Source organism: Salmonella sp. FC25216, assembly GCF_057751355.1.
Genome location: NZ_JBDGON010000003.1, coordinates 242,827 through 267,394, shown reverse-complemented (window position 1 = coordinate 267,394; position 24,568 = coordinate 242,827). Strand labels below are relative to the sequence as shown.

Genomic DNA, 24,568 nt, shown 5'->3' with positions numbered 1-24,568 from the left:
ATTACTGTCTTCTTCGACTGGACAAACATTCCTTTTATTCCCCGTTTCGCTTATTCTAGCTGAAGCGTTTCAGTTAATTAAATGTTCGACAATTAACCAATCAGTCGCAGTTTGCGACAGGTGAGGTTTTACTCGACGATGAGCTGCATTACTCTGTCAGCCTCATCTGAATCGGGATAGCCTTGCAGGAGACCTATGACCGTACGCATAGCGATTAATGGCTTTGGTCGCATCGGGCGTAACGTGGTTCGTGCTTTGTATGAATCCGGACGTCGGGCGGAAATTACCGTGGTGGCCATCAACGAGCTGGCGGATGCCGCAGGCATGGCGCATTTGTTGAAATATGATACCAGCCACGGGCGTTTTGCATGGGAGGTTCGCCACGAGCGCGAGCAGCTTTTTGTCGGCGACGATGTCATTCGTATTCTGCATGAACGAACGTTGGCGGATCTGCCGTGGCGCGAACTGGGCGTGGATGTCGTGTTGGATTGTACGGGCGTATATGGCAACCGGGAGCATGGCGAGGCGCATATTGCCGCTGGCGCGAAGAAAGTGCTCTTTTCTCATCCGGGCAGCAACGATCTTGACGCCACCGTCGTTTTTGGCGTGAACCAGAACCAACTGCTTGCGGAACATCGTATTGTCTCAAACGCATCCTGTACCACGAATTGCATAATTCCCGTCATTAAATTGTTGGATGATGCTTACGGCATCGAGTCTGGTACCGTCACGACGATCCACTCCGCGATGAACGATCAGCAGGTGATCGACGCGTATCATTCCGATCTGCGGCGCACGCGCGCGGCCAGCCAGTCGATTATCCCGGTAGATACAAAACTGGCGGCAGGCATTACGCGTATATTCCCGCAGTTTAACGATCGTTTTGAGGCGATTGCCGTGCGCGTTCCCACCATTAATGTGACGGCGATCGATTTAAGCGTGACGGTGAAAAAACCGGTAAAAGCCAGTGAAGTCAACCAGTTGCTGCAAAAAGCAGCACAAGGTGCATTTCATGGTATAGTTGACTATACGGAATTACCGTTGGTCTCGATAGATTTTAACCACGACCCGCACAGCGCCATTGTTGATGGCACGCAAACCCGGGTCAGTGGCGCCCACCTGATCAAGACCCTGGTCTGGTGCGATAATGAATGGGGCTTTGCTAATCGGATGCTCGACACCACGTTAGCGATGGCCGCAGTTGGTTTCAGGCTCGACGCGTAAGCGCCGACAAAACTTTAAGAATCATTGAGAGGATTCACCATGTCTGTAATTAAGATGACCGATCTGGATCTGGCCGGGAAACGCGTTTTTATCCGTGCGGATCTGAACGTACCTGTTAAAGAAGGTAAAGTGACCAGCGATGCGCGTATCCGCGCTTCTCTGCCAACCATCGAACTGGCTCTGAAACAGGGTGCGAAAGTGATGGTAACTTCCCACCTGGGTCGTCCTACCGAAGGCGAGTACAACGAAGAATTCTCTCTGCTGCCGGTTGTTAACTACCTGAAAGAAAAACTGTCTAACCCGGTTCGCCTGGTCAAAGATTACCTCGACGGCGTTGACGTGGCCGAAGGTGAGCTGGTGGTTCTGGAAAACGTTCGCTTTAACAAAGGCGAGAAGAAAGACGACGAAGCGCTGTCTAAAAAATATGCTGCCCTGTGTGACGTATTCGTGATGGACGCCTTTGGTACTGCGCACCGCGCGCAGGCTTCTACCCACGGTATCGGCAAATTCGCTGACGTCGCATGCGCAGGCCCGCTGCTGGCCGCTGAACTGGATGCGCTGGGTAAAGCGCTGAAAGAACCGGCTCGTCCGATGGTGGCTATCGTTGGTGGTTCTAAAGTGTCTACCAAACTGACCGTTCTGGATTCCCTGTCTAAAATCGCTGACCAGCTGATTGTTGGCGGCGGTATCGCCAACACCTTCGTTGCCGCTCAGGGCCACAGCGTTGGTAAATCCCTGTACGAAGCAGACCTGGTTGACGAAGCAAAACGTCTGCTGACTACTTGCGATATCCCGGTTCCGACCGATGTTCGCGTTGCCACCGAGTTCTCCGAAACCGCACCGGCGACCCTGAAATCCGTTAACGACGTGAAAGAAGACGAGCAGATCCTGGATATCGGCGATGCTTCCGCTCAGCAACTGGCTGAAATCCTCAAGAATGCCAAAACCATTCTGTGGAACGGCCCGGTTGGCGTGTTTGAGTTCCCGAACTTCCGTAAAGGGACTGAAATCGTGGCGAATGCGATTGCAGACAGCGAAGCCTTCTCTATCGCTGGCGGCGGCGATACCCTGGCGGCAATCGACCTGTTCGGCATTGCTGACAAAATTTCCTACATTTCTACTGGCGGCGGCGCATTCCTCGAATTCGTGGAAGGTAAAGTTCTGCCAGCCGTAGCGATGCTCGAAGAGCGCGCTAAGAAGTAATCGTTACGGGCAGGGATTCCTGCCCGTTGATTTATCGCCGATCTGACATTCAGGGCGGCCCGTGTTTTTTCCCAAAGCCCGACGATACAGGACAACGAAACATGTCTAAAATTTTTGATTTCGTAAAACCAGGCGTGATCACTGGTGATGACGTACAGAAAGTGTTCCAGGTAGCAAAAGAAAACAATTTTGCTCTGCCGGCAGTTAACTGCGTGGGCACTGATTCCATCAACGCTGTTCTGGAAACCGCTGCAAAAGTTAAAGCGCCGGTCATCGTTCAGTTCTCCAACGGCGGCGCTTCCTTCATCGCGGGTAAAGGCGTGAAAACTGACGTACCTCAGGGCGCGGCAATCCTGGGCGCTATCTCTGGCGCGCATCACGTTCACCAGATGGCTGAACATTATGGCGTTCCGGTTATCCTGCACACTGACCACTGCGCGAAGAAACTGCTGCCGTGGATCGACGGTCTGCTGGACGCGGGTGAAAAACACTTTGCGGCTACTGGTAAACCGCTGTTCTCTTCTCACATGATTGACCTGTCTGAAGAGTCTCTGCACGAAAACATCGAAATCTGCTCCAAATACCTGGCGCGCATGTCCAAAATTGGCATGACTCTGGAAATCGAACTGGGTTGCACCGGTGGTGAAGAAGACGGCGTGGACAACAGCCACATGGACGCTTCTGCCCTGTACACCCAGCCGGAAGATGTTGATTACGCGTACACTGAGCTGAGCAAAATCAGCCCGCGTTTCACCATTGCCGCTTCCTTCGGTAACGTACACGGCGTTTACAAGCCGGGTAACGTGGTTCTGACCCCGACCATTCTGCGTGATTCTCAGGACTATGTTTCTAAGAAACACAACCTGCCGCACAACAGCCTGAACTTCGTTTTCCACGGCGGTTCCGGTTCTACTGCTCAGGAAATCAAAGACTCCGTAAGCTACGGCGTAGTGAAAATGAACATCGATACCGATACCCAATGGGCAACCTGGGAAGGTGTTCTGAACTACTACAAAGAAAACGAAGCGTATCTGCAAGGTCAGTTGGGCAACCCGAAAGGCGAAGATCAGCCGAACAAGAAATACTATGACCCGCGCGTATGGCTGCGTGCTGGCCAGACTTCGATGATCGCTCGTCTGGAAAAAGCATTTAAAGAACTGAACGCGATTGACGTTCTGTAATATAGTCTGCTGATTGAAATGGCTTCCCTCGGGAAGCCATTTTTTTATCGCCATTCCCGGAGAGCGGCGTTAGTGCTTTCATCCGGCCTATCTTTTTTTGGATGATGCCGAAAAATGGCATATTCCTCTGTTTTTGTTTACCTTTAAAAAGTTCTTTTCGTGAGAATGATCTCAATTGCTTGTTTTGCTATGACCAAGGAATATTGAATGGAAGATTTGAATGTTGTCGACAGCATAAATGGTGCGGGCACCTGGCTGGTACGCAACCAGGCGTTATTGCTCAGCTATGCTGTGAATATTGTTGCGGCTCTTGCCATTATCATCATTGGGTTGATTGTAGCGCGCGTGATCTCCAATACGGTAAATCGTCTGATGCGTGCGCGTCATATTGATGCGACAGTGGCCGACTTTCTTTCTGCGTTGGTGCGCTATGGGGTTATCGCTTTTACGCTGATTGCAGCTCTGGGTCGCGTGGGGGTTCAAACCGCCTCGGTTATTGCCGTACTGGGCGCTGCCGGTTTAGCCGTTGGCCTGGCATTACAGGGATCGCTCTCTAACCTCGCCGCTGGGGTATTGCTGGTTATGTTCCGTCCGTTCCGCGCCGGTGAGTATGTCGATTTGGGCGGCGTTGCCGGTACGGTACTGAACGTGCAAATCTTTTCCACGACAATGCGCGCGGTAGACGGCAAAATTATTGTGATTCCGAATGGCAAAATTATCGCGGGAAATATCATCAACTATTCTCGTGAGCCAGTTCGCCGTAACGAATTCATTATTGGTGTGGCCTACGATTCTGATATCGATCAGGTAAAACAACTGCTAACGACGATTATCGAGTCCGATGATCGCATTTTAAAAGATCGCGAAATGACGGTGCGTTTGAATGAGCTGGGCGCGTCATCGATTAATTTTGTGGTGCGTGTCTGGAGTAAAAGCAGCGACCTGCAAAATGTCTACTGGGACGTGCTGGAACGTATTAAACGTGAATTCGACGCCGCTGGTATTAGCTTCCCGTACCCGCAGATGGACGTCAATTTTAAACGCGTGAAAGATAACGCCGCGGAGTAATTTTCCTCCCGCGATACCTGCCGGCGCTGCGCTTATCCGCCTCCAGTATTCTCTGGTTGTAGAGTGGATAAGTGTAGCTGCCATCCGCCATTCAGTCTCTTTATTAGCTTTTCTTATTAATGATTAAAATTATCAATTTCCGCTAATAATATTCCCGCGCTATAGTCTGCCTTTAAGAAAAACAGCTCAGGGTAGTTAACGTGATATCTTATTATTTTCAAGGGCTTGCCCTTGGTGCCGCCATGATCCTTCCGCTTGGCCCGCAAAATGCGTTTGTGATGAATCAGGGAATTCGTCGCCAGTACCACCTCATGATAGCGCTGCTTTGCGCGTTAAGTGATTTAGTCCTGATTAGCGCCGGTATTTTTGGCGGCAGCGCGTTGCTGATGCAGTCGCCGTGGCTGCTGGCGCTGGTCACATGGGGCGGGGTCGCGTTCTTGTTATGGTACGGTTTTGGCGCGCTAAAAACGGCAATGAGCAGTAATCTGGAGCTGGCCAGCGCCGAGGTTATGAAGCAGGGGCGCTGGAAAATTATTGCTACGATGCTGGCGGTAACGTGGCTGAATCCGCACGTTTATCTGGATACGTTTGTTGTGTTGGGCAGTCTCGGCGGGCAACTGGCTATGGAGCCAAAGCGCTGGTTCGCCCTCGGCACGATTAGCGCGTCGTTCCTGTGGTTTTTTGGACTGGCGCTACTGGCGGCCTGGCTTGCGCCTCGACTGCGTACGGCGAAAGCTCAACGTATTATCAACATTCTGGTTGGGGTGGTGATGTGGCTTATCGCCTTCCAGCTAGCGCGGGAAGGCGTCGCGCATATGCACGCGCTTTTCAACTAAGCGTTGTCTGATGGACAACAGGCCGATATCCGCTAAGCTTGCCTGCATGCGCCTTGTATATCAGGGCAATGACTGCAATATGGAGGAGAGACTGTGAAGTTCAAAGTGATGGCCCTGGCGGCATTAGTGGGTTTAAGTGCAATGTCGGCGCAGGCAAGCGAACTGCCGGAAGGCCCGCACATCGTGACTTCCGGTACGGCAAGCGTCGATGCTGTGCCTGATATCGCCACCTTAGCGATTGAAGTGAATGTCGCGGCGAAGGATGCGGCGACGGCGAAGAAGCAGGCCGATGAGCGCGTGGCGCAATATCTTTCCTTCCTTGAGCAAAATCAGATTGCGAAAAAAGACATTAGCGCGGCGAATCTGCGCACGCAGCCGGATTATGATTACCAAAACGGTAAAAGCATTCTGAAAGGATATCGCGCGGTGCGAACCGTTGAGGTGACGCTGCGTCAGTTAGATAAACTTAATTCGCTGCTGGACGGCGCGCTGAAGGCGGGTCTGAACGAGATTCGTTCGGTATCGCTGGGCGTGGCGCAACCGGACGCCTATAAAGACAAGGCCCGCAAAGCTGCCATTGATGACGCGATTCATCAGGCGCAAGCGCTGGCAGCCGGTTTCCACAGCAAGCTGGGTCCGGTTTACAGCGTTCGCTACCATGTTTCTAATTATCAGCCGAGTCCGGTGGTGCGAATGATGAAAGCCGCAGAGGCTGCGCCAGTATCCGCGCAGGAAACTTACGAGCAGCCGACCATTCAGTTCGACGATCAGGTCGATGTGGTATTCCAGCTTGAACCTGGAACAGAGCGGACGCCGGCAACGGCCGTCAGCGCGCAGTAATCTCGCCCGGCCTGGGCGTGCTTCCAGGCCGCGTTTCTCCCCAATGTTCTTGTCGTTTTTGTGTGAGCAACTGTAAAACTGCGACCTGGCATCCAGTCTTTTTTTCCCGTTGAAAGAGGATAGACCATAGTGATTTTCTGAGGTGACTATGGATATCTTTATTTCTAAAAAAATGCGTAATTTCATTCTGTTGGCGCAGACCAATAATATTGCCAGGGCGGCGGAGAAAATTCACATGACGGCCTCGCCTTTCGGTAAAAGCATCGCCGCGCTGGAGGATCAAATGGGCTATACGCTGTTTACTCGTAAAGATAACAGTATCAGCCTGAATAAAGCGGGGCAGGAACTTTATCAAACACTCTTTCCCATCTATCAACGTTTATCGGCCATCGATAATGAGATTCATAACGCGGGGCGCCGTTCACGTAACATCGTGATAGGCATTGATAATACGTATCCAACCATTATCTTCGATCAGTTGATTAGCCTGGGCGACAAATATGACGGCGTGACGGCGCAGGCCATCGAATTCAGCGAAAATGGCGTAATTGATAATCTGTTCGACAGGCAGCTCGACTTTATTATTTCGCCTCAGCATGTATCGGCGCGTGTGCAGGATCTGGAAAATTTGACGATTAGCGAGCTGCCGCCGTTACGTCTTGGCTTTCTGGTTTCCCGGCGGTATGAAGACAAGCAGCCGCAGGCGCTGCTGCGTGAACTGCCCTGGCTGCAAATGCGTTTCCAGAACCGGGCCAATTTCGAAGCGATGCTGGATGCCTACATGCGACCCTGCGGCATCAACCCTACCGTGATTTACCGTCCTTACAGTTTTATGGCCAAGATAAGCGCGGTGGAGCGCGGTCAGTTCCTGACGGTCATTCCGTATTTCGCCTGGCGACTGGTGAATCCGGCAAAACTGAAATATTTTGATGCGCCGCACAGCCCAATGTACATGCAGGAATATCTTTATTCATTGAAAAACCATCGCCATACCGCCACGATGCTCCGGCATATCGCCGAAGATCGCGACGGGGACGAACTAACCGAGCATTGATCCGGTTTCCAGCAGGTTACGATGAAGATCAAAAGCGTGACTGAGGTCGTGGTGAATATGACCACCGGGCGCGTTTTCCAGATAACGGCGCAAATAGTCGCGGTAAAGCGGGTGCGCGCAGCGATCAATAATGGTATGTGCGCGTTGCAGAGGAGAGAGTCCGCGTAGATCGGCAATGCCTTGCTCGGTAATGATCACTTTAACGCTGTGTTCGCTGTGATCGACATGGCTGCACATCGGCACAATGGTGGAAATTTTTCCTCCTTTGGCGACGGACGGCGCCATAAAGAGAGAGAGGTAAGCATTACGCTCAAAATCGCCGCTGCCGCCGATACCGTTCATCAGATTCACGCCGGCGACATGCGTGGAGTTGGCATGTCCATAGATGTCAAACTCCAGGCCGACATTCAGCGCAATAACGCCAAGCCGCCGGATAATTTCTGGATTATTGGAGATCTCTTGCGGACGCAGCACGATACGACTGGCGAAGAAATCCATATTATCGTAAATCTTTTGCAGCGAGTCGGCGGAAACCGTCAGGCTGGAGGCGCTGGCGCCAGTGATTTTGCCTGTCTCCAGCAGATGCACCACAGACTCCTGCAACACTTCGGAATACATCATAAAGGACGGAATATCCGGGTTTTCGCCAAGTCGCGCCATCACCGCATTGTTGATGTTGCCCACGCCGCTTTGCAGCGGTAAAAATTCTGCCGGGATGCGCCCTTGCGCCATCTCATTAAGCAGAAACGTAACCACATTATCGGCAATCTGCTGGCAGATGGGGTTGGCGTTATCCAGCACGTTGCCAGCATCGGGAAGATTCGTTTCTACCACCGCGACAATTTTGCGCGGATCGATCTGTACGTACTGATGACCTACCCGATCCAGCGCATGAAAAATAGCGACGCTGTTGCGCCGCGGCGGTGCGCCGGGAATGACAATATCGGCCAGTTCGGCGACGCGCGGGTTATGATAGTGATTCAGTTCGATGATCACTTTTTGGGCCCGCAGCAGCCAGGTCGGCGCATTGCCGATACCGCTGGACAGCCAGACGCGCCCATCGCTGGTAATGGCTGTGGCTTCGATAACGGCCACGTCGATGTCGCCAAAAAAGCCGTAGTTAACCATCTGCGCGACTTCGCTCAGATGCAGATCGACAAACTTTACCTGCCCCTGATTAATTTTTTGGCGCAGGCCGGTTGAGGTCTGATAGGGCGCACGCCAGGAGACCGCATCAGCCTCCGACAGCGCATCGTCGGCGGCGGCGCTGATAGACGCGCCCGTTAATAATCGAATCTGAAAAGGCTGCCGCATTTGGTGCAGCGCATTGGCGCGTCTGGCGATCGCGGCAGGCAGCGCTTTGGGCGAACCGGCGGGGGTAAAGCCGCTGAACGCCACCATATCGTTATGCTGAATGATTTCCGCCGCGTCATCGGCGCTCATTGTTGGCCAGGAGACTTTCATCGCGTGATCCTCACCCTCAGTGCCCCACGAAATGGGGCTTACGTTTTTCCAGAAAAGCGTTCATTCCTTCCTGATAATCCTCGCTGTCATAAACGGCGCGCCGCATTCCCTGGATGCGTTCAAACTCATCAGAATTCATGGTGTGCGCTTCGCCCAGCACCCGCAGTTCTTCTTTTATCACCGCTATGGCCAACGGCGCTTTTTCTGAAATATGGTGCGCCATTTGTAACGTGAAATCTTCCAGTTCGTCGGCTTCAACAACATGGTTAAGAATGCCGACCGCCAGCGCGCGCTGGGCAGTAATTGGCGACGCGGTAAAAATTAGCTCCTTAACGATATGGAATCCCGCATCGCGGATCAGGTTATGAATGCCGACCAGGTTGTACGGTACGCCAAGATTCACCGGCGTCATGGAGAAAGTGGAAGTGCTGGCGGCGATGATCAGATCGGAGCTCATGATCATCTCAAACGCGCCACCCCAAACGCTGCCCTCTACCATTGAGATCACCGGCTTGGGATACTTCTGGATCAAGCGGGTGATCTGACGTAGCGGATCGTCATAAGACAGCGGATCGCGCCGTCCGCTGGGCAATTCATGAATATCATGGCCTGCGGAAAAGACTTTTGCGCCGCTGGGCGCGCGCAGAATAATGCAGCGAATTTCTGGACGATTAAGATCGCTTAGCGCTTGCATCAGATCATCAATAAAGACTTTGCTCAGGGCGTTAAGTTTACGGGCATAATTGAATTCAATGACCGCGACTTTTTGAATAATAACGACATTAACATATTGATAAGACATAATAATCTCTTTATTGAAAGTAATGATTCTGTAGAAATTCGCTAATGCGCCGCAGACCGGTGCGCGGTGAAAGATCGTTGCTTTTCACAGCCTGCAACGTGTGCTGGAAATAGCGCGCAAAATCGGGGCGGGCAAACAGCATATGCAACGTCTGTTCTTTCGTTTGTTGCTGTAACCAGTGAAGCGCCTGCTGACGGCGTACCTGCTCCAGACGGCCGCTGGCGGCAAGGGTAGAGCGGAAATCACAGAGGGTTTGCCATACCTGGTCGACTCCGCGATTTTGCAGGGCGCTACAGGTTAGAACCTGCGGCTGCCATTCGGCATACTTGCGGCGCAGGATATGCAGCGCGCTTTCATACATATGGCGGGCGATAGCCACATTGCCGCGATTATCGCCATCATCCTTATTAATGACGATCAGATCCGCCACCTCCATAATGCCTTTTTTAATCCCCTGCAGATCATCGCCGCCACCGGCGATCTGTAGCGCAATAAAACAGTCCACCATATTGGCGACTTCCGTTTCCGACTGGCCAACGCCTACGGTTTCGACGATGACGATGTCATAGCCTGCCGCTTCGCACAGCAGTATCAGCTCCCGCGCGCGCAGACAGGCACCGCCCAGATGTCCGCCGGAAGGGACGGGACGAATAAACGCCGCGTCCGATCGCGAAAGCGCTGTCATTCGGGTTTTATCGCCGAGAATACTGCCGCCGCTTACCGGGCTGCTGGGATCGACGGCAATAACTGCCACGCGTAAGTTCTGGCGAATCAATAACATGCCGAAGGCTTCCAGAAATGTGCTTTTTCCGGCGCCTGGCGTTCCGGTGATCCCCAGCCGCAGAGCGTTACCGGTAAAAGGCATAATGGCATCCAGCAGGCGCGCGCTAAGTTCCTGATGACGAGGATGGCTGCTTTCTATCAGCGTCATCGCTTGCGCGAGCGTGGCGCGATCGCCTTGACGCAGGCGCGTGACGGCGTCTATCAGCGTGGTATCGTTAATCATGATGCTGACTAATCCGGGTCAGAACATCGCGTACGCTCTCCAGCATCGGCGTGCCGGGACCATAAATTGCCGCCACGCCATGTGCTTTAAGGAAAGCGTAGTCCTGCGGCGGGATCACGCCGCCCGCCACCACGCAGATGTCCTCGCGGCCCCATTTTTTGAGTGCTGCCACCAGCTCCGGAATTAATGTCTTATGATCGGCGGCCAGCGATGAGGCACCTATGACATGAACGTCATTTTCCACCGCCAGGCGGGCGATCTCGTCTGGGGTAGAGAACATAGGGCTGAGATCGACATCGAAACCGAGATCGGAATAGGCGCTGGCGATCACTTTTGCTCCGCGATCGTGGCCGTCCTGGCCCATTTTGGCGATCAGGATGCGCGGACGGCGCCCTGTGTCAGCGAGAAATTGCTGAGTTTGCGCAACAATGGCATCAAACTCACCGGCAGACTTATCGGACTGATGATAGCTTTGCGCAATCACGCCGGTAACGCACTGGCTGGGCACCAGATAGCGATCAAACGCCGCTTCCAGAGCATCGGAGATTTCCCCCAGCGTGGCGCGAACGCGGGCGGCCTCGACGGCGGCGGCCAGCAGGTTTTCATGATGCTGCGCCGCGTGAGTCAGCGCTTCCAGAGCAGCTTTCACCGCACGGTTATCGCGAGTAGCGCGGATGCGTTTCAGCGCGGCGATCTGCTCGTTGCGCACCTTCACGTTATCAATTTCCAGTACTGCCGTCTCGTCTTCTTTTTCCAGCTTGTATTTGTTGACGCCGACGATAACGCGTTCGCCCTGGTCGATGAGCGACTGTTCGCGGGCGGAGGCTTCTTCGATCATCCGCTTCGGTAATCCAGCCTCGATCGCCTTCGCCATGCCGCCCGCCTTGTCGATCTGTTTGATAATCGCTCTGGCTTGCTTGACGATCTGATCGGTGAGTGACTCGACGTAATATGAGCCCGCCAGCGGATCGACGGTGCGGCAGATCGCCGACTCTTCCTGAATAATGATCTGCGTATTACGGGCGATACGCGCCGAAAAGTCGGTCGGCAGGCCGAGCGCTTCATCAAAGGCGTTAGTATGCAGAGACTGGGTGCCGCCAAGCGTGGCGCCGAGCGCTTCAATGGTGGTGCGAATGACGTTGTTATAAGGGTCTTGCTCGGTCAGGCTCCAGCCGGAGGTCTGGCAATGGGTACGTAGTGCCAGCGATTTGGGATTGGTCGCGCCGAAACCGCTCACTGCTTCGCTCCACAGATAGCGTGCGGCGCGCAGCATGGCAACGTTCATAAACAGGTCCATACCGATACCGAAAAAGAACGACAGGCGCGGAGCGAAATCATCAATTTTCAGCCCGGCGGAAAGGGCGGCTTTAATGTATTCGATACCGTCCGCCAGGGTAAATGCCACTTGTTGCACGCAGTTCGCGCCAGCTTCGCCCATGTGATAGCCGCTGATGCTGATAGTGTTAAAGCGCGGCATGTTCCCGGAACACCAGGCGATGATGTCGGCGATAATACGCATGGACGGTTTTGGCGGATAGATATAGGTGTTACGGCACAGATACTCTTTCAAAATGTCGTTTTGTATTGTCCCGGTGAGCTGTTCAGGCGCGACGCCTTGCTCCTGCGCTGCGACGATATAAAACGCCATTATCGGCAATACTGCGCCGTTCATCGTCATCGATACTGACATCTTATCCAGCGGGATCTGGTCGAACAGCACTTTCATATCTTCGACGGTATCAATCGCCACGCCGGCTTTACCGACATCGCCCGCCACGCGCGGGTTATCAGAGTCATAACCACGGTGGGTCGCCAGATCAAAAGCGACAGAAAGGCCTTTTTGCCCGGCGGCGAGGTTGCGACGATAAAAGGCGTTGGACTCTTTGGCGGTGGAGAATCCGGCATACTGACGAATGGTCCATGGCTGGGCGGTGTACATGGTGGCGCGTGGACCACGCACGTAAGGCGGCAGGCCGGGCAGCGTACCGGTGACCTCCAGATTATCAAGATCGGCTTCGGTATACAGCGGTTTAACGGCAATGCCCTCCGCTGTTTGCCGTATCAACGATTCGACGGTTTTTTCCCGTCGGCTTAGCTCCTTATTGGCGAGCGTTTGCCACGCCTGTAAATTAGCCATTTTTCGCTCCGTATTACGCAATGAAAATGAAGATTTGCTAATACGGTGAGCGTTTTGAATCGCCTTGTCGCCTGCAAAAAATAGCCAACGGCGCGTCGTTTTTTGCCGCCTGAATGTAATGATTTTGTGATGAATTTCAAAGAAGTGATGGGGGAATAATGGGTCATGCAGGCCGGATAAGGCGTTCACGCCGCCATCCGGCATTAATAAGAAAGGCTAATCCTGACGCAGCACCTTGTGCCCGTACTCCAGCAGCGCGTCGGTCACTTTGCGCATCATCCGGCTTTCCGGGGCAAAACGGTGCCAGTAAAGCATCCGGCGTTGTAGCAAACCGGGCGTTAAGTTGATCAACTCGCCGCTTTCCAGCTCTTTCTCAATCTGCAGGTGAGGGATCATGCAGCAGGTCGTGCCCTGCCGCGCAAGCTGTACAAAAGCTTCGGATGAATTAACGATATGGCACGGCACGCTGCCGGGCGGCAGATCGAAATTCTGTTGCAAAAAGGCCTGATGCATATCATCCAGATGGTCGAACGCGACGGCAGGCGCTTTCAGCAGGGACGAACGGGTAACGCCGTTGGGGAAATAGCGCTCGGCAAACGGTTTTGACGCGACAAACAGATAGTCGAGCGCGCCCAGTTTGTCCACCAGGCAACTGGGCAGCGCCTGATGCTGGATACTCACCGCGCCCACCACCTCGCCGCGACGCAGACGTTCTTGCGTGCGCGTTTCATCTTCCACCTGTAAGTTGAGACGGATAGGGGAGTCCGCCAGCACCGGCGCCAGCGCCGGAAGCAGCCAGGTCGCCAGACTGTCGGCGTTAACCGCCAGCGACAGCAGCAGCGGCGTAGAGCCGGTTTGTTCATCGCCCAGCCACTCTTCTTCCAGCAGTTCAACCTGACGCAGCAGAGCCAGTAATTTTTGCCCTTGCTCGGTGGGGCGAGGAGGAACGGTACGCACCAACAAAGGTTGTCCGAACATATTCTCAAGCTGTTTTATGCGCTGTGAGACGGCGGATTGCGTGATGCACAGTTTCTGGGCGGCGCGCTCGAATCCTCGTTCACGTATAACGGCATCCAGCGCCTGTAGTGTTCTGTAGTCCGGACGTTTCATTGTTGTGTCGTGCTCCTGATATTTTTTTCCGCACTATGACATAAATTTGCCGTCGGTACAGATGAAATCCGTAGCCTGTGTACGGACACGGAGATTTTTCCCGACAATGTTCTATAATGCGGCTGAATTTTCACACCACAGGCGAAACGATCTATGACGCAGGATGAACTGAAAAAAGCGGTAGGATGGGCGGCACTTCAGTATGTACAGCCCGGCACCATTGTGGGCGTTGGTACAGGCTCAACGGCCGCACACTTTATTGATGCGCTGGGCACAATGAAAGGCCAGATTGAAGGCGCGGTCTCCAGCTCGGACGCCTCGACTGAAAAACTCAAAGGCCTCGGTATTCATGTGTTTGATCTCAACGAAGTGGATAGCCTGGGCATCTATGTCGACGGCGCGGACGAAATCAACGGTCATATGCAGATGATCAAAGGCGGCGGCGCGGCATTAACCCGTGAGAAAATTATTGCTTCCGTGGCGGAGAAATTTATCTGTATTGCGGATGCCTCTAAACAGGTGGATATTCTTGGCAAATTCCCATTGCCGGTCGAAGTGATTCCGATGGCGCGCAGCGCGGTCGCTCGTCAACTGGTGAAGCTGGGCGGGCGTCCGGAGTACCGTCAGGGCGTGGTCACGGATAACGGCAACGTGATTCTGGATGTTTATGGTATGGAAATCCTTGATCCCATCGCGCTGGAAAATGCCATTAACGCGATTCCGGGCGTCGTGACCGTGGGGCTGTTCGCCAACCGTGGCGCCGATGTTGCATTGATTGGCACGCCGGACGGGGTGAAAACCATCGTAAAATAATCCTGCCAGGCGCATTTCCTGCCGCGTAAAAAATTCGGTCAGGGCAAATTTGGTGACATGTATCACGTTTAATCGTTTGCCCTGCCGATCTCTCCAAAGAAAAAGTTATTCCTGGCATTTTCATCTGCTATTTCCCGCTGTATGCGATTCCTTCAGGACGCTGGCGCAAACGTTCATATTGCCGCGATAATTTTTTTTGATATGTTGAAGGACGGATGCAAATCCACACACAACATCAGATGGCAAAACAGACAGGATCGGGGAAATGGCAAAGGTATCGCTGGAGAAAGATAAAATTAAATTTCTGCTGGTTGAAGGGGTGCATCAAAAGGCGCTGGAAAGCCTTCGTGCGGCAGGTTACACCAACATTGAATATCACAAGGGCGCGCTGGACGCTGAACAGTTGAAAGCGTCCATCCGCGATGCCCACTTCATCGGTCTGCGATCCCGTACTCATCTGACAGAGGAAGTGATTAATGCCGCAGAGAAGCTGGTGGCGATTGGCTGTTTTTGCATCGGCACCAACCAGGTGAATTTAAATGCGGCGGCAAAACGCGGTATTCCGGTCTTTAACGCGCCATTCTCGAATACCCGTTCCGTGGCGGAGCTGGTGATTGGCGAGCTATTGCTGCTGCTGCGCGGCGTGCCGGAAGCGAACGCCAAAGCGCACCGCGGCGTATGGAATAAACTGGCGGCGGGATCGTTCGAAGCGCGCGGCAAAAAGCTTGGCATTATCGGTTACGGCCATATCGGGACGCAGTTGGGCATTCTGGCGGAATCGCTGGGGATGCATGTCTATTTCTATGATATTGAAAATAAACTGCCGCTCGGTAATGCAACTCAGGTACAGCACCTGTCTGAATTGCTGAATATGAGTGATGTGGTCAGTCTGCATGTACCTGAAAACGCCTCTACCAAAAATATGATGGGCGCAAAAGAGATTGCCCTGATGAAGCCCGGTTCGCTGCTGATTAACGCCGCGCGCGGTACGGTGGTGGACATCCCGGCTTTGTGCGACGCGCTGGCGACGAAACATCTGGCGGGGGCGGCTATCGACGTCTTCCCGACGGAGCCGGCCACTAATAGCGATCCGTTTACCTCTCCGCTGTGCGAATTCGATAACGTGATCCTGACGCCGCATATCGGCGGCTCGACGCAGGAGGCGCAAGAAAACATCGGTCTGGAAGTTGCAGGAAAACTGATTAAGTATTCGGATAACGGCTCGACGCTTTCCGCCGTGAACTTCCCGGAAGTGTCGCTGCCGCTGCACGGCGGTCGTCGTCTGATGCACATTCATGAAAACCGTCCGGGCGTATTGACCGCGCTTAACCAGATCTTTGCCGAGCAGGGCGTTAATATTGCCGCGCAGTATCTGCAAACCTCCGCCCGAATGGGGTATGTGGTGATTGATATAGAAGCCGATGGCGATGTGGCGGAGAAAGCGCTGCTGGCGATGAAGGCGATTCCGGGCACCATTCGCGCCCGTCTGCTGTACTGATTTTACCCTTCACGGGCAGGTCGTCGGTCTGCCCGAACTTTTCCTCTGTTTCCCTGCCTGGTTGAACCTTTTGTAACGTATACATTCTGTTTTCGAGCTTGGCCGCAATGGGTGATTAAAGGCTTTGCCGTGCATTGTGTGTGAGAAAAAGAAACTTACGATAGGGGTCAGCACTGGGCTGAAACGGAAAGGCCCCTACCGAAGCAGGGGCTATGAAAGGAAAGGGACAATGATGAGGTACGTCATCATACTGCTGATACTGTTAATCATCGCTACGCCAGCATATTAACAGCACAAACGCAGGAGGGAGGTTCGCCTCCCTCACCCTTTACCGACGAATTTAGGTCAAAAAAACGACGCTGTCAATCAGGAGAATGGGCCTGCCAGGTCCACACCTTTGACGGCGTCACTACCGCAGGTAGAGGGATATCCCACTCTTCAACCGGCAGTTTTTCGACGCGCTGGCAATCGTGCGTATAGCCGACCGGTGTCAAACCATAAGACTGCCAGTTTTGTAGCGTACGGTCATAAAAACCGCCACCCATCCCCAGACGCTGTCCGTCGTCGTCAAACGCCACTAACGGCGTCACCAGCACATCCAGTTGGGAGAGCGGTAAAACGTCGCGCACATCCAGCTTAGGCTCCTGAATTTTCAGACGATTGGTTACCAGTTCGCTGTGCGGATGGTAATGCAAAAACAGCAAATTACCAGCGCTGAATGGATGCAGTACCGGTAAGTAAACCCGTTTTCCTGATAACCAAAGCTGTTCTATCAGCGGCTGGGTGTCGAGTTCGCCGTCAAAGGAGAGAAACACGGCGACAGTGTGCGCCATCACGACAGGAGGAAAACTGAGCATTCTGGCGGCGGCCTGTTGACCAAAGCGGCGTTGCTGCTCTGGCGTCAGCGCACGGCGACGTTGCCGAATCACTCGGCGGATTTCTTGTCGTGATAAAGAGAGTTCAGGAAGTTGCATCATGGCTGTCGCCAGTCAGAAGGGGAATCTCCGAGATGCCGCCGCAGGCTGTAACCCTTGAACCCTTGGTTCAAGGTGAATGTGTCGTCACAGTTTTAAGGCTTCTCGGACGAACCGAGCATGCTCACCAACCGCGGAGCGCCACATTCTTGTGGTATGAAATATCGGCTCAGGGGACTGGCCCGCTTGCAAACATCTCAGAGAAATTCTGTTTTCACAATCACTTTACCATAGTAAAGCGAAAAGTGTTATTCAAAGTTTTGGCCCGTTTTTTCGGTTATGCGACCCTGATCAAGCAACGCCTGTTCGATGGTCTGTTGTAGCATCCGAATACGTTGTTCCATGCTCGCCGCGTAGTCGCGGGTCTTCGCTTTTTCCTGAGTTAACTCATAGCTGATATTCAATGCGGCAATGAAAACCAACTGCTCAGTATTTGTGACTCTAGTGCGAACTTTCAGATCTTGCAACCGCTGATTCAGATCGTCCGCAGCCTGATTCAACGCATCCCTTTGGTCAGGCGGGCAATTCACTCGCAGTGAACGGCCAAATATTTGGATATCGACGGGTTGTGCAGACATGCCACCTTCCTGCTGATTGACTGCGCTGCCTTCGTCTCCAGACCCAGGGTCCGCGAAGGGGCGACACTATAGCTACCCTGGTGTGAAGATACAAGCCCTTTTCTGGTTCACCAGGGTCCAAAGTGGTAGCATACCATGAATATCCTCCCTTTGATGACGAATGCTTATGTCTATACAGAACGAAATGCCTGGTTACAACGAAATGAACCGGTTTTTGAATCAACAAGGGGCCGGTCTGACCCCGGCTGAAATGCATGGTTTAATCAGCGGGATGATTTGCGGCGGCAACAACGACAGCTCATGGCAGCCGCTGCTTCACGACCTGACGAACGAAGGTCTGGCCTTCGGGCATGAGCTTGCTCAGGCGCTGCGCAAAATGCACGCGGCGACCAGCGACGCGCTGGAAGACGACGGCTTTCTTTTTCAGCTTTATCTGCCTGAAGGCGACGATGTCAGCGTGTTTGATCGCGCGGATGCGTTAGCCGGGTGGGTTAACCACTTTTTGCTTGGCCTCGGCGTAACGCAGCCTAAACTTGATAAAGTCACCGGCGAAACGGGTGAAGCGATTGACGACCTGCGTAATATTGCGCAGCTTGGTTATGATGAGAGCGAAGATCAGGAAGAGCTGGAGATGTCGCTCGAAGAGATTATTGAATATGTCCGTGTTGCGGCGCTGTTATGTCATGACACTTTCACGCGCCAACAGCCGACTGCGCCGGAAGTGCGTAAACCGACGCTACACTAAGAAAAAACGAAATGGAGGCCATGTCATGACTCAGCAGGAATACCAACGTCGTCGCCAGGCATTACTGGCGCAAATGCAGCCCGGCAGCGCCGCGCTGATCTTTGCCGCGCCGGAGGCGACGCGTAGCGCAGACAGTGAATATCCGTATCGCCAGAGTAGCGACTTCTGGTATTTCACCGGTTTTAACGAACCGGAGGCCGTGCTGGTACTGATTAAGAGTGATGACACCCACAACCACAGCGTTTTGTTCAACCGCGTTCGCGACCTGACGGCGGAAATCTGGTTTGGTCGCCGTTTAGGGCAGGATGCCGCGCCGGAAAAACTGGGCGTTGACCGGGCGCTGGCGTTTAGCGAAATCAACCAGCAACTCTTTCAATTGCTTAACGGTCTGGATGTGGTGTACCACGCGCAGGGCGAATATGCGTATGCCGACGAGATTGTTCTGGCTGCGCTGGAGAAGCTACGTAAAGGCTCCCGCCAGAATCTGACCGCGCCGGCCACCATGACTGACTGGCGACCTATCGTCCATGAGATGCGCCTGTTCAAATCGCCGGAAGAGATTGCACTCATGCGCCGCGCCGGGAAAATTAGCGCGCTGGCGCATATCCGCGCGATGGAAAAATGCCGTCCGGGGATGTTTGAGTATCAGTTGGAGGGTGAAATTCACCACGAATTTAATCGCCACGGCGCGCGCTATCCGTCTTATAACACCATTGTCGGCAGCGGCGAAAATGGCTGCATCCTGCATTACACTGAAAACGAAAGTGAAATGCGCGACGGCGATTTAGTGCTTATCGACGCAGGCTGTGAATATAAAGGTTACGCGGGCGATATCACGCGTACTTTCCCGGTGAACGGGAAATTCACGCCAGCTCAGCGTGAAATTTATGACATCGTTCTGGAATCGCTGGAGACCAGCCTGCGACTGTTTCGTCCTGGTACTTCTATTCAGGAAGTAACCGGCGAAGTGGTGCGCATCATGATAACCGGGCTGGTGAAGCTGGGGATTTTGCGAGGAGAGGTTGATCAACTGATTGCCGAAAACGCGCATCGTCCCTTCTTTATGCATGGCTTGAGCCACTGGTTGGGGCTGGATGTTCACGATGTCGGCGTTTATGGGCCGGATCGCTCCCGCATCCTGGAGCCGGGCATGGTGCTGACTGTAGAGCCAGGCCTCTATATCGCGCCGGATGCCGACGTGCCGGAAGCGTATCGCGGCATTGGCGTTCGAATTGAAGATGACATTGTCATTACCGAAACCGGTAATGAAAACCTGACCGCTGGCGTTGTGAAGAAGGCGGATGACATTGAAGCGTTAATGGCGGCGGCGCGGCAGCAATGAGCGTCATTATCGTTGGCGGCGGCATGGCAGGCGCGACGCTGGCGCTGGCCATCTCTCAATTCAGTCATGGGACGTTGCCGGTACATCTGATTGAAGCGAAAGCGCCTGAAGCCGACGGTCATCCCGGCTTTGACGCCAGAGCGATTGCGCTGGCGGCGGGCACTTGCCAGCAACTGGCGCGAATTGGCGTTTGGCAGGCGATTTCCGATTGCGCAACGGCAATCAACACCGTACACGTCAGCGATCGCGGTCATGCCGGATTTGTGACTCTCGACGCGCAGGATTACAGCCTGGCAGCGTTGGGTCACGTTGCGGAGCTGCATGATATCGGGCTGCGTCTGTTTGCGCTCTTGCGTAAAGCGCCGGGCGTTACGCTGCACTGCCCGGAGCGCGTAGCCAGCGTGTCGCGTACCCAGCAGCAGGTTAACGTCACTCTGGAAAACGGCAATGTGATAGCTGGCAGCGTTCTGGTGGCGGCTGACGGTACCCACTCCGCGCTGGCGTCAGCCTGCGGCGTTGACTGGCTTCAGGAGCCTTACGAACAGTTAGCGGTGATAGCGAATGTCGCGACCGCTATCCCGCATCAGGGACGCGCCTTTGAACGTTTTACCCCCCATGGCCCGCTGGCGATGTTGCCGATGTCGCACGGCCGATGTTCGCTGGTTTGGTGCCACCCGCTCGACCAGCGCGATGAGGTGCTGAGCTGGTCTGACGCGCAGTTCTGTCATGCGTTGCAGGCCGCGTTCGGCTGGCGTCTGGGGCGAATTACTCAGGCGGGTAATCGCAGCGCGTATCCGCTTGCCCTTACTACGGCGGCGAAAGCGTTTACTCACCGGGCTGTCATGGTCGGAAATGCGGCGCAGACGTTGCATCCTATCGCCGGACAAGGGTTTAATCTCGGTCTGCGCGATGTCATGAGTCTGGCGGAAACGCTGGTCGCGGCACAGGACGCGGGCGAGGATATTGGCGCCTGGCACGTGTTATCGCGCTATCAGCAGCGTCGTCAGGTTGACCGGGATACGACGATTGGCGTAACGAACAGTCTGGTCCATCTGTTTGCAAATCGTTGGGCGCCGCTGGTTATTGGGCGCAATATTGGTTTAATGGCGATGGAATTATTACCGCCTGCGCGCGATGCGCTGGCACAGCGTACGCTTGGCTGGGTCGCGCGATAAGTTAACCGTAAGCCGCCATCCGGCAGGCGCTGTACAAGCCCTGATGGCGTTTCGCTTATCAGATCTACGAAAGGCGTCATTTTACCAGGAGTAAATAGTGCAAAGTGTTGATGTAGCAATAGTTGGCGGAGGCATGGTGGGACTGGCTGTCGCCTGCGGCTTGCAGGGGAGCGGTTTGCGCGTTGCGGTACTGGATCACGTTGTCCCCCAGCCGTTGGCGAACGATGCGCCGCCTCAGCTTCGGGTGTCGGCGATTAATGCCGCCAGCGAAAAACTGCTTACCCGTCTTGGCGTATGGTCAAACATTGTGGCGCGGCGGGCAAGTTGCTACCACGGTATGGAAGTCTGGGATAAAGACAGCTTTGGCCGTATTACGTTTGATGACGCAAGCATGGGATATAGCCATCTGGGGCATATTGTTGAAAACAGCGTCATTCACTACGCACTATGGCAGAAAGCGCAGCAAGCAGCGGATATCACCTTAATGGCGCCAGCGGAGTTACAGCAGGTCGCCTGGGGAGAGAACGATGCCTTCCTGACTTTAAAAGACGGCGCGATGTTAACCGCGCGTCTGGTGATTGCCGCGGATGGCGCTAACTCCTGGCTGCGTAACAAAGCGGATATTCCCTTAACCTTCTGGGACTACCGACACCATGCGCTGGTAGCGACTATCCGCACCGAAGAGCCGCACGGCGCGGTTGCTCGCCAGGTGTTTCATGGTGAAGGTATTCTGGCGTTTTTGCCGTTAAGCGATCCGCATCTGTGTTCCATTGTCTGGTCGCTTTCTCCGCAGGATGCGGAGCGTATGCAACAGAGCGGCGACGAAGCGTTTAACCAGGCGTTGACTATCGCCTTCGATAATCGGCTGGGCTTATGCCGCGTGGAAAGCGAACGACAGGTCTTTCCTCTGACGGGCCGCTATGCTCGCCAGTTTGCCGCGCATCGTCTGGCGTTGGTCGGCGATGCTGCACACACCATCCATCCGCTGGCGGGGCAAGGCGTCAACCTCGGCTTTATGGACGCGGCCGAACTGGTGGACGATCTGCGCCGTCTTCAGCGCCAGGGCAAAGACATTGGCCAACATCTTTATCTTCGTCGTTATGAGCGTAGCCGTAAACATAGCGCGGCGATGATGCTGGCCGGGATGCAGGGTTTTCGTGACCTGTTTGCCGGAGAAAACCCGGCAAAAAAATTGCTGCGCGACATCGGGCTGAAACTGGCCGATACGCTCCCCGGCGTCAAACCCCAACTGCTTCGCCAGGCGATGGGGTTAAACGACCTTCCGCAATGGCTTCGTTAAGCGTTTGACTGCACGCCGGCAAGAGTTTGAAACCCGTCACACTTTGCTTTCCCGGCTATCGTGCCGGGGGGCTATCCTCATTTGAAATAATCTAATTTCACCGCTTATTTCTCATTATATTTTCTAATGTCACCATTTTTAGCTAACGCGATTTTCGACATTTTTTCCGCATTTAATATTAATTCATGTCGGGGTAAATCGTATCAGCTTGCTGTTTATGGAGGTCATTTATCGTGATAGTGGTTTTTTGTGCTGATGGGGTTTTGGCGTTTTTTAGTCATAAGCTAATGTGATGGTAAATTCAGCCTTATGGTTTAGCGTCTGGTTCGGTGGTAAGTTCAGGAGTAAGAGAACGTTTGCGTCGGCGCAGGGAAAAGGGCGTCGATGTCAGGTTTCGTGGCGAAGATTTCCCATGAAAATGGTTGTTAGCCCCCGCTAATTCAACGAGGAAAAGATGGCCCAACAGACGCCTTTGTACGAACAACACACGCTATGCGGCGCCCGCATGGTCGATTTTCATGGCTGGATGATGCCCCTGCATTACGGTTCCCAGCTTGATGAACACCACGCTGTGCGCACTGATGCCGGGATGTTTGATGTATCGCATATGACCATTGTCGATCTTCATGGCAGCCGCACCCGGGAGTTCTTGCGTTATCTGCTGGCAAACGACGTCGCGAAGCTAACGAAGACGGGTAAAGCCCTCTACTCCGGTATGCTTAACGCATCGGGCGGCGTGATTGATGACCTTATCGTCTACTACTTCACTGAAGATTTCTTCCGTCTCGTTGTTAACTCCGCCACCCGCGAAAAAGACCTCTCCTGGATTACCCAACACGCTGAACCTTATGCCATCGACATCAGCGTTCGTGACGACCTGTCGCTGATTGCGGTACAGGGGCCGAATGCGCAGGAAAAAGCGGCGACGCTGTTTAGCGAGGCGCAGCGTAACGCGGTAGAAGGGATGAAGCCGTTCTTCGGCGTACAGGCGGGTGATTTGTTTATCGCCACCACCGGTTATACCGGCGAAGCGGGCTATGAAATCGCCATGCCGAATGAAAAAGCGGCGGATTTCTGGCGTGCGCTGGTGGAGACGGGCGTGAAGCCGTGCGGTCTTGGCGCGCGCGACACGCTGCGTCTGGAAGCAGGCATGAACCTGTACGGTCAGGAGATGGATGAAGGTATCTCTCCGCTGGCGGCCAACATGGGCTGGACTATCGCCTGGGAACCGACGGATCGCGACTTTATTGGCCGTGAGGCGCTGGAGATGCAGCGTGAAAAAGGCCATGAGCAGCTTGTCGGTCTGGTGATGACTGAGAAAGGCGTATTGCGTAATGAACTGCCGGTGCGTTTTATCGATGCGCAGGGCAATCAGCAAGAAGGCATTATCACCAGCGGGACGTTCTCCCCAACGTTGGGCTACAGCATTGCGCTGGCGCGCGTTCCGGCGGGCATCGGCGAGACGGCGATTGTACAAATTCGTAACCGTGAAATGCCGGTAAAAGTGACTAAACCTGTTTTTGTGCGTAACGGCAAAGCCGTCGCGTGATTCATCCTTTTTTGGAGATTGATTGATGAGCAACGTACCCGCAGAACTGAAATACAGCAAAGAACACGAATGGCTGCGTAAAGAAGCGGACGGCACTTACACCGTTGGCATTACTGAACACGCTCAGGAGCTGTTGGGCGATATGGTTTTTGTTGATCTGCCGGAAGTCGGCGCGACCGTAAGCGCGGGCGACGACTGCGCCGTGGCGGAGTCCGTAAAAGCGGCGTCCGACATTTATGCGCCGATAAGCGGCGAGATCGTGGCGGTAAACGATGCGCTGAGCGACTCCCCGGAGCTGGTGAACAGCGAACCGTATGCCGGCGGCTGGATCTTTAAAATCAAAGCCAGCAATGAAAGCGAGCTGGAGTCTCTGCTGGATGCCACCGCGTACGAAGCATTACTCGAAGACGAGTAAATACGCTTCATCCTTCACGCTGCAGGCGCGTTAGCTTTACTCGGCCTGAGGCCTCGCCCCTTCGGGGCCAGCGCAAGCGCTGTTCAAACCGGCGTAGCCGGTTTGTCTTCGCTCACCCCAGTCACTTACTTATGTAAGCTACTGGGGACTCTCTGCGTCGCCGCCGTCCTGCATCGCGAATGATTTTGCGTATTCGTTTTATATGCTCAGGCCTGGTAAGCGCTAGCGTCACCGGGCAACGTAGTCTGACAAAT

Annotated in this window: 22 protein-coding genes and 1 other RNA gene; 15 read left to right on the top strand and 8 right to left on the bottom strand. The window is 54.0% G+C overall.

Annotation, left to right across the window (positions count from 1 at the left end):
- The first annotated feature begins 195 nt into the window (after window positions 1-195).
- From epd to srsR, 7 genes are all read left to right on the top strand, one after another.
- Complete coding sequence (gene epd / locus AC3G3F_RS07480) at window positions 196-1,224, top strand: erythrose-4-phosphate dehydrogenase (RefSeq protein ID WP_053508134.1); 1,029 nt, start codon at window positions 196-198, stop codon at window positions 1,222-1,224.
- Between the two features lie 39 nt (window positions 1,225-1,263).
- The gene (gene pgk, locus AC3G3F_RS07475; RefSeq protein ID WP_023247132.1) at window positions 1,264-2,427 is read left to right on the top strand and encodes a phosphoglycerate kinase; all 1,164 of its coding nucleotides are present in this window, start codon (window positions 1,264-1,266) and stop codon (window positions 2,425-2,427) included.
- Window positions 2,428-2,528: 101 nt separating this feature from the next.
- The gene (gene fbaA / locus AC3G3F_RS07470) at window positions 2,529-3,608 is read left to right on the top strand and encodes a class II fructose-bisphosphate aldolase (RefSeq protein ID WP_000034386.1); all 1,080 of its coding nucleotides are present in this window, start codon (window positions 2,529-2,531) and stop codon (window positions 3,606-3,608) included.
- Window positions 3,609-3,815: 207 nt separating this feature from the next.
- A complete protein-coding gene (locus AC3G3F_RS07465) occupies window positions 3,816-4,676 on the top strand; it encodes a small-conductance mechanosensitive channel MscS (RefSeq protein WP_023247134.1) in 861 nt (286 codons plus the stop codon).
- A gap of 200 nt (window positions 4,677-4,876) precedes the next feature.
- Window positions 4,877-5,512, top strand: a complete 636-nt coding sequence (gene argO / locus AC3G3F_RS07460) for an arginine exporter ArgO (protein WP_000626876.1) — start codon at window positions 4,877-4,879, stop codon at window positions 5,510-5,512.
- 93 nt (window positions 5,513-5,605) lie between these two features.
- Window positions 5,606-6,352, top strand: coding sequence for an oxidative stress defense protein (locus AC3G3F_RS07455; protein WP_023247135.1), 747 nt, complete (start codon window positions 5,606-5,608; stop codon window positions 6,350-6,352).
- 148 nt (window positions 6,353-6,500) lie between these two features.
- A complete protein-coding gene (srsR, locus tag AC3G3F_RS07450) occupies window positions 6,501-7,406 on the top strand; it encodes a LysR family transcriptional regulator SrsR (RefSeq protein ID WP_023247136.1) in 906 nt (301 codons plus the stop codon).
- On the opposite strand, the gene scpC is transcribed toward srsR, so the two are convergent.
- The 5 genes from scpC to argP all read right to left on the bottom strand — a co-directional run bounded on the left by scpC (window position 7,392) and on the right by argP (window position 13,925).
- A complete protein-coding gene (gene scpC, locus AC3G3F_RS07445; RefSeq protein WP_023247137.1) occupies window positions 7,392-8,870 on the bottom strand; it encodes a succinyl-CoA:acetate CoA-transferase ScpC in 1,479 nt (492 codons plus the stop codon). The two genes, srsR and scpC, sit on opposite strands and share 15 nt — an antisense overlap.
- Before the next feature lie 16 nt (window positions 8,871-8,886).
- Window positions 8,887-9,672, bottom strand: a complete 786-nt coding sequence (scpB, locus tag AC3G3F_RS07440) for a methylmalonyl-CoA decarboxylase (RefSeq protein WP_023247138.1) — start codon at window positions 9,670-9,672, stop codon at window positions 8,887-8,889.
- Window positions 9,673-9,682: 10 nt separating this feature from the next.
- On the bottom strand, window positions 9,683-10,678 hold the full coding sequence (meaB, locus tag AC3G3F_RS07435; RefSeq protein WP_023247139.1) for a methylmalonyl Co-A mutase-associated GTPase MeaB: 996 nt from the start codon (window positions 10,676-10,678) through the stop codon (window positions 9,683-9,685).
- A complete protein-coding gene (gene scpA, locus AC3G3F_RS07430) occupies window positions 10,671-12,815 on the bottom strand; it encodes a methylmalonyl-CoA mutase (RefSeq protein WP_488394730.1) in 2,145 nt (714 codons plus the stop codon). The genes meaB and scpA overlap by 8 nt, the downstream gene beginning before the upstream one ends.
- Window positions 12,816-13,031: 216 nt before the next feature.
- A complete protein-coding gene (gene argP / locus AC3G3F_RS07425; RefSeq protein WP_000828345.1) occupies window positions 13,032-13,925 on the bottom strand; it encodes a DNA-binding transcriptional regulator ArgP in 894 nt (297 codons plus the stop codon).
- 153 nt (window positions 13,926-14,078) lie between these two features.
- Between argP and rpiA the strand changes: the two genes are divergently transcribed.
- Window positions 14,079-14,738, top strand: a complete 660-nt coding sequence (gene rpiA / locus AC3G3F_RS07420) for a ribose-5-phosphate isomerase RpiA (RefSeq protein ID WP_000189739.1) — start codon at window positions 14,079-14,081, stop codon at window positions 14,736-14,738.
- A 265-nt stretch (window positions 14,739-15,003) separates the two neighbouring features.
- Window positions 15,004-16,236, top strand: coding sequence for a phosphoglycerate dehydrogenase (serA, locus tag AC3G3F_RS07415; protein ID WP_001151631.1), 1,233 nt, complete (start codon window positions 15,004-15,006; stop codon window positions 16,234-16,236).
- A 362-nt stretch (window positions 16,237-16,598) separates the two neighbouring features.
- Here serA and AC3G3F_RS07410 read toward each other — a convergent pair whose 3' ends face one another.
- The 3 genes from AC3G3F_RS07410 to zapA form a co-directional block, all read right to left on the bottom strand.
- A complete protein-coding gene (locus AC3G3F_RS07410) occupies window positions 16,599-17,213 on the bottom strand; it encodes a 5-formyltetrahydrofolate cyclo-ligase (RefSeq protein WP_053508132.1) in 615 nt (204 codons plus the stop codon).
- A 20-nt stretch (window positions 17,214-17,233) separates the two neighbouring features.
- Window positions 17,234-17,417: non-coding RNA, 6S RNA (ssrS, locus tag AC3G3F_RS07405), on the bottom strand.
- A 41-nt stretch (window positions 17,418-17,458) separates the two neighbouring features.
- On the bottom strand, window positions 17,459-17,788 hold the full coding sequence (zapA, locus tag AC3G3F_RS07400) for a cell division protein ZapA (RefSeq protein WP_001276011.1): 330 nt from the start codon (window positions 17,786-17,788) through the stop codon (window positions 17,459-17,461).
- Between the two features lie 166 nt (window positions 17,789-17,954).
- Between zapA and AC3G3F_RS07395 the strand changes: the two genes are divergently transcribed.
- The 6 genes from AC3G3F_RS07395 to gcvH all read left to right on the top strand — a co-directional run bounded on the left by AC3G3F_RS07395 (window position 17,955) and on the right by gcvH (window position 24,314).
- A complete protein-coding gene (locus AC3G3F_RS07395; RefSeq protein ID WP_000027236.1) occupies window positions 17,955-18,533 on the top strand; it encodes a YecA/YgfB family protein in 579 nt (192 codons plus the stop codon).
- Window positions 18,534-18,558: 25 nt separating this feature from the next.
- Complete coding sequence (gene pepP / locus AC3G3F_RS07390; RefSeq protein WP_063390808.1) at window positions 18,559-19,875, top strand: Xaa-Pro aminopeptidase; 1,317 nt, start codon at window positions 18,559-18,561, stop codon at window positions 19,873-19,875.
- The gene (gene ubiH / locus AC3G3F_RS07385) at window positions 19,872-21,050 is read left to right on the top strand and encodes a 2-octaprenyl-6-methoxyphenyl hydroxylase (protein WP_218506140.1); all 1,179 of its coding nucleotides are present in this window, start codon (window positions 19,872-19,874) and stop codon (window positions 21,048-21,050) included. The genes pepP and ubiH overlap by 4 nt, the downstream gene beginning before the upstream one ends.
- A gap of 97 nt (window positions 21,051-21,147) precedes the next feature.
- A complete protein-coding gene (ubiI, locus tag AC3G3F_RS07380; protein WP_058114565.1) occupies window positions 21,148-22,350 on the top strand; it encodes an FAD-dependent 2-octaprenylphenol hydroxylase in 1,203 nt (400 codons plus the stop codon).
- A gap of 454 nt (window positions 22,351-22,804) precedes the next feature.
- Window positions 22,805-23,899, top strand: a complete 1,095-nt coding sequence (gene gcvT / locus AC3G3F_RS07375) for a glycine cleavage system aminomethyltransferase GcvT (protein WP_080169077.1) — start codon at window positions 22,805-22,807, stop codon at window positions 23,897-23,899.
- 25 nt (window positions 23,900-23,924) lie between these two features.
- Window positions 23,925-24,314 carry a glycine cleavage system protein GcvH gene (gene gcvH / locus AC3G3F_RS07370; protein ID WP_053508125.1) on the top strand — a complete coding sequence of 130 codons (390 nt, stop codon included), beginning with the start codon at window positions 23,925-23,927 and terminating at the stop codon, window positions 24,312-24,314.
- Window positions 24,315-24,568 lie beyond the last annotated feature (254 nt).